Annotated in this window: 16 protein-coding genes and 1 pseudogene; 10 read left to right on the forward strand and 7 right to left on the reverse strand. The window is 71.4% G+C overall.

Going from position 1 to position 14,685, the window contains the following annotated elements:
- Positions 1-22: 22 nt before the first annotated feature.
- From ABFJ78_RS04115 to ABFJ78_RS04125, 3 genes and pseudogenes are all read left to right on the forward strand, one after another.
- Entirely contained in the window at positions 23-775 is a 753-nt protein-coding gene (locus tag ABFJ78_RS04115) for an amino acid ABC transporter permease (protein ID WP_436384295.1), read from the forward strand.
- Positions 772-1,512 (forward strand): amino acid ABC transporter ATP-binding protein, encoded by a 741-nt coding sequence (locus ABFJ78_RS04120; RefSeq protein WP_436384297.1) that lies wholly within the window; start codon positions 772-774, stop codon positions 1,510-1,512. The genes ABFJ78_RS04115 and ABFJ78_RS04120 overlap by 4 nt, the downstream gene beginning before the upstream one ends.
- Before the next feature lie 43 nt (positions 1,513-1,555).
- Positions 1,556-2,436: pseudogene (locus ABFJ78_RS04125) on the forward strand (MOSC domain-containing protein).
- Here ABFJ78_RS04125 and ABFJ78_RS04130 read toward each other — a convergent pair.
- A complete protein-coding gene (locus ABFJ78_RS04130; protein ID WP_436385380.1) occupies positions 2,319-3,125 on the reverse strand; it encodes an SAM hydrolase/SAM-dependent halogenase family protein in 807 nt (268 codons plus the stop codon). The pseudogene ABFJ78_RS04125 and the gene ABFJ78_RS04130 overlap by 118 nt on opposite strands.
- 47 nt (positions 3,126-3,172) lie before the next feature.
- Between ABFJ78_RS04130 and ABFJ78_RS04135 the strand changes: the two genes are divergently transcribed.
- From ABFJ78_RS04135 to ABFJ78_RS04145, 3 genes are all read left to right on the forward strand, one after another.
- Positions 3,173-4,177 carry a phosphoribosylaminoimidazolesuccinocarboxamide synthase gene (locus tag ABFJ78_RS04135; RefSeq protein ID WP_436384299.1) on the forward strand — a complete coding sequence of 335 codons (1,005 nt, stop codon included), beginning with the start codon at positions 3,173-3,175 and terminating at the stop codon, positions 4,175-4,177.
- On the forward strand, positions 4,098-4,562 hold the full coding sequence (locus ABFJ78_RS04140; protein WP_436384301.1) for an NADPH-dependent FMN reductase: 465 nt from the start codon (positions 4,098-4,100) through the stop codon (positions 4,560-4,562). Before ABFJ78_RS04135 ends, ABFJ78_RS04140 begins: the two co-directional genes overlap by 80 nt.
- A 74-nt stretch (positions 4,563-4,636) precedes the next feature.
- Positions 4,637-5,332: a DUF2334 domain-containing protein gene (locus tag ABFJ78_RS04145; RefSeq protein WP_436384303.1), complete on the forward strand. Its 696-nt coding sequence runs from the start codon at positions 4,637-4,639 to the stop codon at positions 5,330-5,332.
- On the opposite strand, the gene ABFJ78_RS04150 is transcribed toward ABFJ78_RS04145, so the two are convergent.
- The 3 genes from ABFJ78_RS04150 to ABFJ78_RS04160 are packed head-to-tail and all read right to left on the reverse strand — an operon-like array spanning position 5,329 to position 7,703.
- Positions 5,329-5,964, reverse strand: a complete 636-nt coding sequence (locus tag ABFJ78_RS04150) for an MBL fold metallo-hydrolase (protein WP_436384305.1) — start codon at positions 5,962-5,964, stop codon at positions 5,329-5,331. The genes ABFJ78_RS04145 and ABFJ78_RS04150 overlap by 4 nt on opposite strands.
- Positions 5,965-5,997: 33 nt before the next feature.
- Positions 5,998-6,768: a tyrosine-protein phosphatase gene (locus ABFJ78_RS04155; protein WP_436384306.1), complete on the reverse strand. Its 771-nt coding sequence runs from the start codon at positions 6,766-6,768 to the stop codon at positions 5,998-6,000.
- Between the two features lie 2 nt (positions 6,769-6,770).
- Entirely contained in the window at positions 6,771-7,703 is a 933-nt protein-coding gene (locus ABFJ78_RS04160; protein WP_436384308.1) for a DUF5937 family protein, read from the reverse strand.
- Between the two features lie 61 nt (positions 7,704-7,764).
- Here ABFJ78_RS04160 and ABFJ78_RS04165 point away from each other — a divergent pair, with 61 nt between their 5' ends.
- Positions 7,765-8,904, forward strand: a complete 1,140-nt coding sequence (locus ABFJ78_RS04165; protein ID WP_436384309.1) for an MFS transporter — start codon at positions 7,765-7,767, stop codon at positions 8,902-8,904.
- A gap of 34 nt (positions 8,905-8,938) precedes the next feature.
- Positions 8,939-10,435, forward strand: a complete 1,497-nt coding sequence (locus ABFJ78_RS04170) for an aldehyde dehydrogenase family protein (protein ID WP_436384310.1) — start codon at positions 8,939-8,941, stop codon at positions 10,433-10,435.
- Between the two features lie 534 nt (positions 10,436-10,969).
- Here the strand turns inward: ABFJ78_RS04170 and ABFJ78_RS04175 are convergent.
- Positions 10,970-12,529 carry a GMC family oxidoreductase gene (locus ABFJ78_RS04175; RefSeq protein ID WP_436384312.1) on the reverse strand — a complete coding sequence of 520 codons (1,560 nt, stop codon included), beginning with the start codon at positions 12,527-12,529 and terminating at the stop codon, positions 10,970-10,972.
- Positions 12,530-12,678: 149 nt separating this feature from the next.
- Here ABFJ78_RS04175 and purS point away from each other — a divergent pair, with 149 nt between their 5' ends.
- Entirely contained in the window at positions 12,679-12,918 is a 240-nt protein-coding gene (gene purS / locus ABFJ78_RS04180; protein ID WP_372667250.1) for a phosphoribosylformylglycinamidine synthase subunit PurS, read from the forward strand.
- On the forward strand, positions 12,915-13,592 hold the full coding sequence (purQ, locus tag ABFJ78_RS04185; protein WP_436384315.1) for a phosphoribosylformylglycinamidine synthase subunit PurQ: 678 nt from the start codon (positions 12,915-12,917) through the stop codon (positions 13,590-13,592). The genes purS and purQ overlap by 4 nt, the downstream gene beginning before the upstream one ends.
- Before the next feature lie 92 nt (positions 13,593-13,684).
- Here the strand turns inward: purQ and ABFJ78_RS04190 are convergent, their stop codons facing one another.
- Both ABFJ78_RS04190 and ABFJ78_RS04195 read right to left on the reverse strand, forming a co-directional pair.
- Positions 13,685-14,158 carry a hypothetical protein gene (locus tag ABFJ78_RS04190; RefSeq protein WP_436384316.1) on the reverse strand — a complete coding sequence of 158 codons (474 nt, stop codon included), beginning with the start codon at positions 14,156-14,158 and terminating at the stop codon, positions 13,685-13,687.
- Positions 14,159-14,201: 43 nt separating this feature from the next.
- A complete protein-coding gene (locus ABFJ78_RS04195; RefSeq protein WP_436384317.1) occupies positions 14,202-14,627 on the reverse strand; it encodes a pyridoxamine 5'-phosphate oxidase in 426 nt (141 codons plus the stop codon).
- Between the last annotated feature and the right edge of the window lie 58 nt (positions 14,628-14,685).

Genomic DNA, 14,685 nt, shown 5'->3' on the forward strand with positions numbered 1-14,685 from the left:
TGAGGGTGGGGGTGGGTGACGGGTGGGACAGTTCTTCGACACCTTCCTCAACTGGGAGTACATCTGGCAGGTCTTCCCCGACCTGCTGAAGACCGGCCTGCTCAACACACTCGTCCTGGCCCTGACGTCCGGCCTGATCGGCATCGTCCTCGGCATGGTCCTCGCGGTCATGGGCCTGTCCACCAAGCGCTGGCTGCGCTGGCCGGCGCGGGTCTACACCGACATCTTCCGCGGCCTGCCCGCCATCCTGACGATCCTCGTGATCGGCCAGGGCCTCGGCACGGTCGCGCGGGACGTCGTCGGCACCAACCCCTACCCGCTCGGCATCCTCGCGCTCAGCCTGATCGCCGCCGCCTACATCGGGGAGATCTTCCGGGCCGGCATCCAGAGTGTCGACAATGGACAGCTGGAGGCCGCCCGTGCGCTGGGGATGAGCTACGGCAAGGCCATGCTGCTCGTGATCATCCCGCAGGGCGTCCGGCGCGTGCTGCCCGCGCTCGTGAACCAGTTCATCGCGCTGATCAAGGAATCCAGCCTGGTCTACTTCCTCGGCCTGCTGTCCGAGCAGCGCGAACTGTTCCGCATCGGGCAGGACCTCGCGGCCAACACCGGCAACCTGTCGCCGCTCGTCGCCGCCGGGTTCGTCTACCTGGTCATCACCGTGCCGCTGACGCACCTGGTGAACTACATCGACAAGAAGCTCCGGACCGGCCGCAAGGTGCGCGCCGACGAACCAGAGCTGGACCTCGTGTCCAGTGGAAAGGTCGTGTCGTGACGACGGCCGTGCGATCGTCCAGTGTGGAACTGCGGGACATCCACGTCCGGTTCGGGACGCTGGAAGTCCTGCGGGGAGTGGACCTGCGCGTCGAACGCGGCAAGACGACCTGCGTGATCGGACCGTCAGGCTCCGGCAAGTCGACGCTGCTGCGGTGCGTGAACCGGTTGCAGGAGCCCGACTCCGGCGACCTGCTGCTCGACGGCGAGTCCGTGATCCGCGCCGACCCGGACGCGCTGCGCCAGCGCGTCGGCATGGTGTTCCAGCACTTCAACCTCTTCGGCCACCGGAGCGTGCTGGACAACATCGTGCTGCCGCTGCGCAGCGTCAAGAAGCTGGGCAAGGAGGAGGCGGCGGAGATCGCCCGCGCCCGGCTCGCCGAGGTCGGCCTCGCGGACAAGGCGCCGTACCGGCCGAGCGCGTTGTCCGGCGGTCAGCAGCAGCGCGTCGCGATCGCGCGGGCGCTGGCGATGGAGCCCGAGGTGATGCTCTTCGACGAGGCCACCAGCGCGCTCGACCCCGAGCTGGTCAAGGGCGTGCTGGACCTGATGGCCGGGCTCGCCTCGCGGGGGCTCACGCTGATCGTGGTCACGCACGAGATGGGCTTCGCCCGGAGCGTGGCCGACGAGGTCGCGTTCATGGACGCCGGGCGCATCGTCGAGCAGGGCCCGCCGGCGCAGGTGTTCGACGACCCGCAGAGCCCCCGCCTGCGGCGATTCCTGGCACAAGTCCTCTGAAAACCGAGGGCTTCGACGCCGGCGCCCCGGGTAGCCTGCGGGCATGGCGAGGATCGCGCGGTTGACGTACTACCGGTCAAGGGCTGCGCCGGGACCGACGTGCCGGTGGCCGAGGTCGGGCCGGCCGGGCTGGCGCACGACCGCGTGTTCCAGGTCGTCGCGCCCGACGGTGACTTCCGCAGCCAGCGCCGGTACCCGGTGCTGGCCGCGGTCCGGCCGCGGGTGCTCGGCGACCGGCTCGCGCTGTCCGCGCCCGGCCGCGACGACCTCGAACTCGACATCCGGCGCGACGGCCCGCGGCACCCGGGCTCGACCTTCTCCTGGCACGGCGAAGGCATCCACCAGGGCGCCGAAGCCGCGGAGTGGTTCTCGGACCTGCTCGGCCTGCCGTCGGTGCTGATCGGCGTCGCGCCGGACCACGAGCGCGTGACGGGCGGCGAGACGCCCGGCACCGCCGCGTTCGCCGACGGGCACGCGCTGCTCGTCGCCAGTGAGTCCTCTTTGGACGGCCTGAACGCCCGGATCCTGGAGCACGGCGGCGAACCCGTGCCGATGGACCGGTTCCGGCCCAACGTCGTCGTCTCCGGCTGGCTCGAGCCGCACACCGAGGACGAGGTCCGCGCGATGACCGCGGGCACCGCGGAGTTCGGCTACGCCAAGCAGTGCGTGCGCTGCACGGTCCCGATGGTCGACCAGGAGACGGGCAAGAAGGCCGGCCCCGAGCCGATCCGCACGCTCGCCGGCTACCGCCGCCACCCCGACGGCGGGGTGACCTTCGGGATGAAGGCGGCTGTCGTCAAGCCGGGTCAGCTCGCGGTCGGCGACGAGGTGATCGTGCACTCCTGGGCCGGTCCGAGCCCGAGCACCGCCGCGGCCGAGCCGCCGTTGACGGCGACGGCGAGCCGCCCCGCCGAGTCGGTGTAGAGGACGCTCGCCCCGGCCGGGACGTCGGCGAAGGTCCGGCCGATCTCGGTGGTCACCGCGACCCGCTCGCTGTGCACGGACACCGCGCCCGACAACCCCGACAGCTCCAGGTCGGCCGGTGTCGCCGCGAGCTGGACGTTGCCGAAGTGGTCGACCGTCAGCACCTCCGACACCAGCTTCCCGGGAAACGCCGCCACGAACGGCTCGGGCAGCTCGACCAGGTCGTCGACGCGCGCGCCGAACTCGCTCGGCGCGACCCCCAGGGCCAGGTGCGCGGCCGCGGGCGCGAAGACGTCCCGCCCGTGGAACGTCGCCGATGTGACCGGCAGCCGCAGCGACGGCTCGGCCAGCTCGTAGGCCTCCCGGACCCCGCCGAGGGCGTGCGCGGCCGGTAGCAGGAGGCCGTTGTCCGGCCCGACCAGCAGCCCGCTCTCGGCCACGACGACCACGCCGAGCCGGGCGGTGCCGACGCCCGGGTCGACGACGGCGACGTGCACCGCCTCCGGCAGGAACGGCACGGTCTGGGCCAGCGCCATCGCGCCGTGCCGGATGTCCTGGGGCGGCACCTCGTGCGTGATGTCGATCACCCGCGCGGCGGGCGCGAGCCGCGCGATCACGCCGTGGCAGGCCGCCACGAAGCCGTCGCGCAGGCCGTAGTCGGTCGTCACCGAGATCCAGTCGTACGCCATGTGAGCATCATCCATGGTGGCGGAGGGTGCCCGTTAGGGTTCAGCGCGTGACACCCCTCCCCACCCCCGAGCGGCTCGCCTCCGGCAAGGTCCGCGACCTCTACGCCGTGGGCGACGACCACCTGCTGGTCGTCGCCTCCGACCGCATTTCGGCCTTCGAGCGCGTGTTCCCGACCCCCGTCCCGGACAAGGGCCGGGTGCTCACCGCGATGAGCGTGTTCTGGTTCGGCGAGCTGGCCGACGTCGTCCCGAACCACCTGGTCGCCTGCGAGGGGCGCCGGATCCCGAAGGCCTTCCGCGGCCGGGCGCTGCTGGTCGAGCGCCTGAAGATGCTGCCGGTGGAGGCCGTCGTCCGGGGGCACCTGGCCGGTCGCGGGTACGCGGAGTACCGCAAGTCCGGTTCGGTGTGCGGGGTCGCGCTGCCGCCGGGGCTCGCCGAGTCCGAGCGGCTGCCGGAACCGATCTTCACGCCGTCCACGAAGGCGTTCCCCGGCGAGGTCGACGAGCACCTCGACTTCGGGACGTTCGCGGCGGTCCTCGGTCGCCGGCTCGCCGAGAAGGTCCGGGAGGCCTCGCTCGAGCTGTACCGCCGCGGCGCCGCGCGGGCCGCGGAACAGGGCCTGCTGCTGGCCGACACCAAGTTCGAGTTCGGCGTCCGCCGCAACGGCGAGCTCGTGCTCGCCGACGAGGTGCTGACGCCGGATTCGGCGCGCTACTGGCTGGCCGACGGGCACCGCCCGGGCCGCCCGCGCCCGTCGTTCGACAAGCAGCACGTGCGCGACTGGCTGGTCGGGCCGGCGTCGGGCTGGGACTGCGTGTCCGCGCTGCCGCCGCTACCGCCCGAAGTGGTGACGGCCACGCGCGACCGGTACATCGAGGCGTACCACCGCGTCACCGGGCTTTCGCTGGCAGACTGGCCCCGTGATCCTGCTGATCTGCGGCAGCCTGCGAGCAGGCTCGGGCAATGCGGCGGTGCTGGGGACCGTCGCGACCCTCACCGCGAGCAAGACGTACACCGGCCTCGGCGACCTGCCGCACTTCAACCCCGATGACGACCGCGACCCGCTGCACCCGGCGGTCGCGGAGCTGAGGGCGGCGATCAAGGAGGCGGACGCGATCCTGATCTGCACCCCGGAGTACGCGGGCGGGCTGCCGGGCTCGTTCAAGAACCTGCTGGACTGGACGGTCGGCGGCGGCGAGATCTACGGCAAGCCGGTCTCGTGGATCAACGCGTCGTCGGTGGCGGCCCCGACGGGTGGCCGCGACGCGCACGACTCGCTGCGCAAGGTGCTGACGTACGCGGGCGCGAAGATCGTCGAAGAGGCGTGCGCGCGGATCCCGATCGCGCGGGTGGACGTCGCCGACGGCCAGGTCGCCGACCCCGACCTGCGGGGCCGGATCGCGGTGGCGGTGTCGCGGCTGCGCGAAGCCGCCTGACGCTTCCGGCAACGGACGCTCGCCCGTTCTGCGCAGTTCACGGCGACGTCAGACGCGTGCGTCCCAATGGTGGTGTGGACGCTCGCTTGCTGGTTTCGCTGTCGGGAATCACCCCGCGCACGCTGCACCGGTGCGCCGACCTCGCGGCCGAGCTCGACCGCCGCCGGGTCCCGCTGTCTCTGCTGTACGCCGCCCGCACCGGCGAAGGCCCGGTGACGGAGTGGGTGCGCACGCGCGCCCGCCGCGGCGATTCCGTGCTGCTGCACGGCTACGACCACACCGTCACGCCCACGCACCGCACGGTGTACCTGGGCAAGAAGGCGGAGTTCGCGACGCTGCCGGCGCACGAAGCGCGCCTGCGGCTGATCGCGGCGAAGGCGGCGCTGGACACCGCGGGCCTGTCGGTCGACGGGTTCGCACCGCCGCGCTGGATCGCCTCCCAGGGCACGCTGCAGGCGCTGGCCGAGCACGGCTTCCGCCTGTGCGCGGACCTCGGCGCGGTCCGCGACCTGGTGACCGGCGAGGTGCTGCGGGCGCGCGTGAGCGAGTTCACAAGCCAGTCGCACCGCACGGAGACGGTGCGCTGCTTCGCGCTGGTGCTGGCTGCGGCGCGGTCGGCTCGCCGGGGCGGGCTGGTCCGGCTGGGGGTGGCAGCCACGGACCTGACCCGCCCCGGCCTCCGCCAGGCGTTGCTGGACGCGGTGGACGTGGCGTTGGAGAACCGCGCTTTCGGCGCGACCTACGGCTCGCTGCGCGCGGTCGCCGCTTAGAACTTCGCGGGTTCGGCCCGGTCGAGGACCTTGACCTCGGTGCCTTCCGGCGCGAGGTTCCCGAAGAGGCCGTAGTGCAGGGCCGGGTTGGCGAGCACGGCTTCGTGGATCGGCACGGCCACCCGCGGCGCCACGGCCCGCAGGTAGTCGACGGCCTCGCCGGCCTTGAGCCACGGCGCTCCGGTTGGCAGGCCGAGCACGTCGATCTTCTGCTCGGGCACGAAGAACGAGTCGCCGGGGTGGAAGAAGGCGCCGTCGTCGAAGACGTACCCGATGTTCGGGATGACCGGGATGTCCGCGTGGATGACGGCGTGCTGACCGCCGACGGCCTTGATCGAGGTGTCCCCGACGGCGAAGGCGTCCCCGACGTTGGCGACCTCGAACGGGACGCCGAGTTTTTCGACCTCCGGCGCGGATCCGGGGTCGACGATCAGCTTGGCGTCCGGGTTGGCTTCGAGGACCTTCGGCAGCCGCTCGACGTCGAGGTGGTCGAAGTGCTGGTGCGTGACCAGCACGGCGGACAGCTCCCGCTCGCCCTCGAACCCGGTGGAGAACGCCCCGGGGTCGATCAGGATCCGCTCGGAGCCGGTCTCCAGTAACAGGCAGGCGTGTCCGAAATGGACGATACGCATCGATGTTCTCCTTCGCAGGTGGTCGATTCCAGCCTAGTCCCGGTTCCCCAGCCGGTGCCGGATCGCGGCGAGGTCCTCGTGGGCGACCCCCGCGTCGAGGAGGTACCGCTCGACGTCGAACCCGTCGAGCGTGGCCCGGACGGCCGCCGCGGTCGTGGTGCCCCGCTCCGCGAGGAGCGCCGCGATGGCCGGCCCCTGGTCTTCGGCGCCCATCACGGCGTACAGCGGTTTCAGGGCTTCGGCGGACAGGTCGTAGTCCGCGGCGATGACGTCGGGGGCGACGTCCGCCAGCGCCAGGAGCAGGAGCGCGACCAGGCCGGTCCGGTCGCGCCCGCCGCCGCAGTGGAACAGGACGCCGCCGGGGGCGGACCGGGCGATCGCTTCGATGACGGCGGCACAGCGCTCGGCCTTCCGGTCGAGGAAGACCGGGTAGTAGAGCGGGGAGCCGTTCAGCCGCTCGCCGTTGACGTACCGCCAGAACTCGAGGTCGCCGATGTCGTCGAGGGGGACCTCGACGCGGTCGATGCCCGCCGGAGCGGTCAGGCCGGCCGCGGCGGTGAACTGCGCCGAGCCCGCCAGTGCCGTCGGGGCGTCCGCCGTCGGCCGGATCTCGTCGGCGTTGCGCAGGTCGATGACGGTCCGGACGCCGGCCTCCCGCGCCTGGGTCCAGCCGGTTTCGGTCACGAACCGCAGGTCCGCGGCCCGGAAGAACGCGCCGCGGCGGGTCGTGCGGCCCGATCGCGTCGGCAGGCCGCCGAGGTCCCTGGTGTTGTAGAAGCCTTCCCAAGCCACCGCTCTGTCCATCGTCACAGTTTGCCGGTCAGCAGCGCGTCGCCGAGTTCCGTGCGCCGGTACAGCACCCGGTGACCCCGCCGTTCCGACGCCAGCAACCCCGCCGCGCGCAACGCCGTCAGGTGCGCGGAAACCGTCGCCGGGGCCAAGCCGTGCCGGTGGGCCAGTTCCGTCGTCGCCGCCGGGCGGTCCAGGCTCGTCAGCAGCAGCGCCCGCGTCCGGCCGAGGATCTCGGCCAGCGCCTCCGGCGGGTCGGCCGCGGATTCCCCCAGCGAGGCCACGCCCCGCGCCGGGTACAGCAGCGAAACCTGCCACGGCGGCACCGTCACGACGCCGACGTTCGGCCACGCGAACACCGCCGGGATCAGCAGCAACCCGCGCGAATCCAGCTCCAGCCGCTCGCGCGCCCGGAGGTCGACCAGGACCGACGTCTCCGACAGCCGCACGCGCGGGTGCAGCCCGGCCAGCATCGCCGCGAGCCCGCCGGACCCCAGCTGCCGCGTCCGGTACGCGATGTCCGCCGCCAGCAGTTCGCGCAGCCGCGGCCACTCCGGGGCCAGCAGCGCGTCCCACACCGTCTCGAGCTGGTCGGCCAGCAGGTCGCGCGCGGCCGCCGGATCCGCCGGCAACAGCGACAGGTCCGCGTCGACCATCCCCAGCTCCAGCGCCACCTGTGCCGGCGGCGTCGTCCGCACGGCCTGCAGCTGCGCCTGCGCGGTGGTTTCCGGGCCGTTCGGCGGCGGGCTCAGGAACTCGGTGATGTAGTGCCGCGCGCTCAGCACCGCGGCCAGCTCGGGCACGTCGGGAACGTCCGACAGCCACGGCAGGCGCGCCGGGTGCCGCCGGACGCCGAGCAGCGTCTGGACGGCGCCCAGCACCTCCTCCAACGGCGAGATCGCGAACCGGACGCGCTGCGCACCCGCCGCCGTCAGGACCAGCTCGATCATCGGTGATTCGCCCTCACCCGAATCAGTGTGCCCCGAACGAGCGGCGAACGACGCTACCGGCATGTCGTTGTTCACCCATCGCGCCTACTGGCGCTGGTCGGCGGGCGTCCAGTTCGCCCGGCTGCCGGCGACCATGGCGCCGCTCGCGTTCACCCTCCTGACCACCGCGACGACCGGCTCCTACCGGCTCGGCGGCGTGCTGATGTCGGTCTTCGTCGCCGCCGAGATGGTGTGCGCGGTGCCGGTCGGGCGGCTGCTCGACCGCGTCGGCCCTTCGCGGGGCCTGCCCGCGCTGCTCCTGCTGACCGGCGCCGGGTACGTCGTGCTGGCGCTGGCCGCGGACGCTCCCGCACCCGTCTTGATCGCGCTCGTCCTGCTGCCCGGCATCGCGGGCGGCGCGCTGTCGGGCGGCTTCCGGACGCTGCTCGCGGACACCGTCGACGACGAGCTGCTGCCCCGCGCGATCTCCGTCGACGCGATGCTCCTCGAAGGCGTGCTCATCGGCGGCCCGGCGCTGGTCGCGCTGCTCGACCTGGCCGGCACGTTCGTCCCGCTCGCCGCGATGGCGGTCGCGTGCCTGGCGGCGGCGCTGCTCGTCCCGCGTGGTGTTCATGAGCACGAACGGGTGGAATCCGAAGCCGACGTCCCGCCCGCGCGGCTCACCACCTACCTGCCGTGGCTGGGCTGCGCGTTCACCGTCGGGCTGCTGCTGTCGACGATCGAGGTGGCGCCGCTCCCGCTGGTCCAGCGGCTCGGCGCGCCCGAGACGGCCGCGCCGGTCGTGATCGCCGTGCTGAGCGGGGCGAGCATCGCGGGCAGCGCGCTCTACGCGTGGCGCGGGAAGACCGGCGACCCGCGGCTGTTCCTCGCCGGGTTCGTCGTCGGCGGGCTCACCCTCGCGGGCGGCTTCGGCTGGGCCGGGCTCCTCGGCTCGGTGGCCCTGATCGGCGCCTGCACGGGTCCGCTGGTGGCCGCCACCTCGGTCAACCTGCAGCGGCTGCTTCCGAAGAACCGCAGGTCAGCGGGGTTCTCGTTGTCGTTCACGGTGCAGGCGGCCGGCTTCGGGCTGGGGTCGCTCGCGGTGGGCGTGCTGCCGCTGTGGGTCACCCCGTTGTTCGGTGTCTTTGCCGCGGCGATCGCCGGTGGAATGCTGGTGGCGAAGCCCGCGCGAGCTATTGGCACGATGTCAGTAACGTCGTAACCTGGGCTGACCCGCGACCTCCAGGGAGACGCCGATGACTGCCGTCCAGCCGAAGCCGACGTCGGTCGGCGAGACCTTCGACTCGCTCAGCCCGGCGACCGACGAGGTGGTCGGAACCTATCCGATCCACACAGCCGAGGACGTCCAGGCGGCCGTCGCGCGAGCGCGTGTCGCGGCGAAGTGGTGGGAAGAGCTGGGCTTCGCGGGGCGCGCCGAGCGGCTCCGCGGCTGGAAGGGCGTGCTGACGCGGCGGCTGCCGCAGCTGTGCCAGGTGGTCCGCGACGAGACCGGCAAGCCGATCGCGGACGCGCAGCTCGAGAGCGTCCTGGCCATCGAGCACATCGCGTGGGCGGGCAAGCACGCTCGCAAGATCCTGGGCAAGCAGAAGCGTTCAGCCGGGTTGCTGATGTCGAACCAGGCGGCGACCGTCGAATACCAGCCGCTGGGCGTGGTCGGCGTGATCGGCCCGTGGAACTACCCGGTGTTCACGCCGCTGGGCTCGATCGCGTACGCGCTGGCGGCGGGCAACGCCGTGGTGTTCAAACCGAGCGAGTACACGCCGGGCGTCGGGAAGTGGCTGGTCGACGCGTTCGCCGAGATCGTCCCCGAGCAGCCGGTGCTGCAGCTGGTCACGGGCTTCGGCGAGACGGGCGCGGCGCTGGTGGGGGCGGGTGTCGACAAGATCGCGTTCACCGGCTCGACGGCGACGGGCAAGCGCATCATGGCCGCGGCGGCCGAGACGCTGACCCCGGTGGTCATCGAGGCGGGCGGCAAGGACCCGGTCCTGGTCGACGCGGACGCGGACCTGGACGCGGCGGCCGACGCGACGGTGTGGGGCGCGTTCTCGAACTCGGGCCAGACGTGCATCGGCGTCGAGCGGGTGTACGTCCACGAGAAGGTCCACGACGAGTTCGTCGCGAAGGTGGTCGAGAAGTCGAAGGACGTGCGGGCGGGCTCGGACGAGGCGGCCCAGTACGGCCCGGTGACGATGCCGTCCCAGCTGGGCGTGATCAAGAGGCACATCCAGGACGCCCTGGCCCGAGGGGGCAAGGCGGTCCTGGGCGGCGAGGACGCGGTCGGCGACCGGTACGCCCAGCCGACGGTGCTGATCGACGTCCCGGAGGATTCGGAAGCGGTCACGGAGGAGACGTTCGGCCCGACGGTGACGATCGCGAAGGTCGCCTCGATGGACGAAGCGGTCGAGCGTGCGAACAACACGAAGTACGGCTTGGGTTCGACGGTGTTTTCGAAGTCCCGCGGAGTGGAGCTGGCGGAGAAGCTGCGCACGGGCATGACGGCGATCAACGCGCCGCTGTCGTTCGCGGGAATCGCGTCGTTGCCCTTCGGCGGGGTGGGCGATTCGGGGTTCGGCCGGATCCACGGACCGGAGGGGCTGCGCGAGTTCGCCCGCACGAAGGCAATCGCCCGGCAGCGGTTCACGGCCCCGTTGACGTTGACATCGTTCAGCCGCAAGGAATCGACGGACGCGCTGGTGGCCAAGCTGGTGACGATCCTGCACGGCAAGCGCTGAGCCGGTCCGGGGTTGTGGACAAGTCAGGTCCGCAACCCCGGAACCACGCCGGTTTCGTCGGTGGTCGCCGATAAACTGGATACCGGGGGGCCGAGGGCCGCCCGCGGTGGCTTCGGCACAGTCTGGCCTGGGGCCGCCGCGATGTCATGAATGAGTCATTCATGTCGTCTGGCGTCAGGGCTCCGGCAAAGTCGTGGCCGCGCGGTCTGCCCGGCGTCGCGGCGATGCCATGAAAGGGTCGTTCATGTCGTCTGACGAGGTGAACGACCCGTTCATGAAGTGCGGGCGACCGGATCGGCCGCGATGTCATGAATGAGTCATTCATGTCGTCTGGCGTCAGGGCTCCGGCAAAGTCGTGGCCGCGCGGTCTGCCCGGCGTCGCGGCGATGCCATGAAAGGGTCGTTCATGTCGTCTGACGAGGTGAACGACCCGTTCATGAAGTGCGGGCGACCGGATCGGCCGCGATGTCATGAATGAGTCATTCACGTCGTCTGGCGTCATGAATGACTCATTCATGACGTCCGGACACCGCCTCAGCGACCCCGAATGAGATCGGCCGCCTTCTCCGCCACCATGATCGTCGGCGCGTTCGTGTTCCCGCGCGGCACAACCGGCATCACCGACGCATCGACCACCCGCAGCCCCTCAACCCCCTGAACCCGCAGCTGCGGATCGACCACCGAACCGATCGAGCAAGTCCCGACCGGGTGATAAAGCGTCTGCGTGTTCTCCCGGATGTGCTCGGCCAGCTCGGAATCGCTCAAATCGTGCCGCGCGGGCAGGAATGGCTGGTCCAGGAACCGCTTCAACGGGCCAGAACGACCGATTTCGATCAACGCGCGCAACCCGGCGATCATCTTGTCCATGTCCACCGATTCCGCGTAGTACGCCGGGTCGATTTCCGGCTTCCACAAGGGATTCGCCGACTTCAGCCGCAGCCGGCCGCGGCTCGCGACGTCCACCAGCGTCGCCGCCGACGTGAACCCGGGGACCGTCGGCTCACGCATGCCGTTGTCGTAGAACAGCGTCGGCGCGACGTGGATCTGCATGTCCGGCGCCGGCAGGCCGTCCGTCGTCGGGAAGAACGCGCCCGCCTCGCCGATGTTCGACGCCAGCGGCCCGCGCTTCGTCAGCTGGTAGCGGACGAGTCCGCCCGGCGTGGCCGCGTCGACCAGATCGGTGGTGCCGCGCGTCGACCAGATGATCCCGCACGCCGGGTGGTCGTGCAGGTTCTCGCCGACGCCGGGCAGCGCGGCGACGACGTCGATGCCGTGCTCGCGCAGGTGCTCGGCCGGCCCGACACCGCTCACCATCAGCAGCTGCGGCGAGTTCACCGCGCCACCGCTCAAGATGACCTCGGCCGACGCGCGCGCGGTCGTCTCGACGCCGTTGTCCAAATAGGACACGCCGACCGCGCGCGTGCCCTCGAAGACGACGCGGGTCGCCGGCGCGCACGTCTTGACCGTGAGGTTCGGCCGCTCCATAGCGGGCCGCAGGTACGCGTCGGCGGTCGACCAGCGGCGGCCCTTCTTGCAGGTGACCTGGTAGACGCCGGCGCCTTCCTGGCTCTCGCCGTTGAAGTCGTCGGTGCGCTTGAGCCCCCACGCGACGGCGGAGTCGACCCACGCCGTCGACAGTTCGTGGGTGAAGCGGCGGTCCTCGACGTGGAGCGGGCCGTCGGTGCCGTGCAGGGGCCCGTCGAGCCGCTGGTTGCCCTCGGCGCGCTTGAAGTACGGGAGGACGTCGTCCCAGCCCCAGCCTTCGGCGCCATGGGAATCGCGCCAGCCGTCGTAGTCGGCGCGGTTGCCGCGGATGTAGATCATCGCGTTGATCGACGAGCAGCCGCCGAGCACCTTGCCGCGCGGCCAGTAGGCCGTCTTGCCGGTGTGCTTCTGCTCGACCGTCTCGTAGTTCCAGTCCCACTTGGTCTTGAACAGGCCGGGGAACGCGGCCGGGATGTGGATTTCGTCGGCGGTGTCCTCCGCGCCCGCTTCGAGCAGCAGGACCTGGGCGGACGGATCTTCGGTCAGCCGGTTCGCCAGCACGCACCCGGCGCTCCCGGCGCCGACGATCACGTAGTCGTAGGAGTCCACGGTGCCTCCACAGCTGTTGGCGCGATGTCAACGACTCATCATGGCGCAGGTCGGCGCGTACGGCCAGTCTAGGTCCTCGCGGGCCGCGGAACTGGGTGAACTATGCTCGCGGGGTACCCACGACCTGCGTGAATAAGGAGCAGCCTGCCGTGGCCCGAGTCGTCGTCGACGTCATGCCGAAGCCCGAAATCCTCGACCCGCAGGGGCAGGCCGCGCTCGGCGCCGCCGGTCGCCTCGGCTTCACCGGGATCAAGGAGATCCGCCAGGGCAAGCACTTCGAGCTCGAGGTCGACGACACGGTCGACGACGCGACGCTCGAGAAGATCGCCGAGGGCTTCCTCGCGAACCCGGTCATCGAGCAGTGGACGATCACGCGGGTGGACGCGTGAGCGCGCGCATCGGGGTCATCACGTTCCCGGGCACGCTCGACGACGGCGACGCGGCGCGCGCGGTCACGTACGCCGGCGCGGAGGCGGTGCCGCTGTGGCACGCGGACGAGAACCTGCACGACGTCGACGCGGTGGTCGTCCCCGGCGGCTTTTCCTACGGCGACTACCTGCGCGCGGGCGTGATCGCCCGGTTCGCGCCGGTGATGACACCGGTGATCGAGGCGGCGCGCGCGGGCATGCCGGTGCTCGGCATCTGCAACGGGTTCCAGATCCTGTGCGAGGCCGGGCTCCTGCCGGGCGCGATGATCCGCAACCAGGGCCTGCACTTCATCTGCCGCGACCAGTGGCTGCGGGTGGAGAACACCGACACGGCGTGGACGACCCGGTACGACGCGGGCGCCGAGATCCTCATCCCGATGAAGAACATCGACGGGTGCTACGTGGCCGAGCAGTCCACTTTGGACGAGCTGGAGGGCGAGGGCCGCGTGGTGTTCCGGTACGTCGGCGGCAACCCGAACGGGTCGCGCAACGACATCGCCGGGATCCGGTCGGAGAACGGGCGGGTCGTCGGGTTGATGCCGCACCCGGAGCACGCGATCGATGCGCTGACGGGGCCGTCGGACGACGGGCTGGGCATGTTCTTCAGCGCGGTGGACGCGCTGGTCAAGGCCTGAGGGCGGGCCTCGGCCCCCCGGTCACCATTCTACCGGCGACCACCGACAAATCCGGGGCTGCGGACGCGAGTTGTCCACAGCCCCGGACGCGGTCAGCGGTCCCGCGGTTCCACCAGCAGCACGACGCGGTCCGCGCCGGGATCGAACCCGAGCACCGGGTATCCGTAGTCGCCTTCGGCGGTCATGACGACGGGCTTGGCCAGCCGGCGGCCGATCGCGCTCAGGAAGCCGCACAGGGTGTCTACGCCCGCCTGGCCCTGCAGCTCACGAAGGTCGACGTCGAAGTCGATCCGCCCGGCGCACGTCGGCCGGAAGATCGCCAGGACACCCGGGGCCGGCCAGACCCGCAGGTCGGTCGAGTCCGCGTCGGCCGGACGGGCCAGCACTTCCGCCGCGGACGGCAGCGGGCCTGCCGAGTACTCCCAAGACCATCCCGCCGACCTGACGAGGTCGAACACGGCCTGCCAGTCCTCGACCGAGGTGTTCGCCACGGTCACGTCCGGCAGCGCGCCCATCATCTCGGGGTCGAAGAGATCCCTGACGTCGTCCCACCACAAGTCCGGCATCCGGCCATGCTGCCCGGCGGTGCGCTCCGGACGCAGCCGGTTTTCAGCTCTTGCTCTGGTCGTTCGACAACCACTTCTCGGGCCGCACCCGCACGAGCACCGACCGCTCCCCGAGCGCCGAGTCGACGTAAGCCCTCGCCTGCTCCTCAGGCCAATACCGCCCCGCGATCCGCAACGCCTGCTCGCGCGTCGGGGGTTTGTCGTTCGCCACGACCGGTCCCTCCACCGTCACGTACTTGTACGGCGGGTTCTCGTCCTGCACCGCCAAGCTCAACCGGCCGGCCGCGGTGATCGCGCGGTCCTTGACCGTGTCGCGCTCCATCCAGATCAGGACCTCGCCCCCCGGCGAGTAGTCGTACCAGACCGGGACCGCCAGCGGCGCCCGGCCGGCGCGCTCCACCGCCAGCACTCCCACGTGCACTCCGCTCAGGAACTTTTCACGCTCGGCCGCGGTCATCACAAACGACATGGCACTCCCCAAGTAGGCCTACTCGGGGAGCAACCAGCCGAGCACTCCGGACATTCCG

It is taken from the genome of Amycolatopsis sp. MEPSY49, from assembly GCF_051337345.1.
Classification (GTDB): Bacteria; Actinomycetota; Actinomycetes; order Mycobacteriales; family Pseudonocardiaceae; genus Amycolatopsis.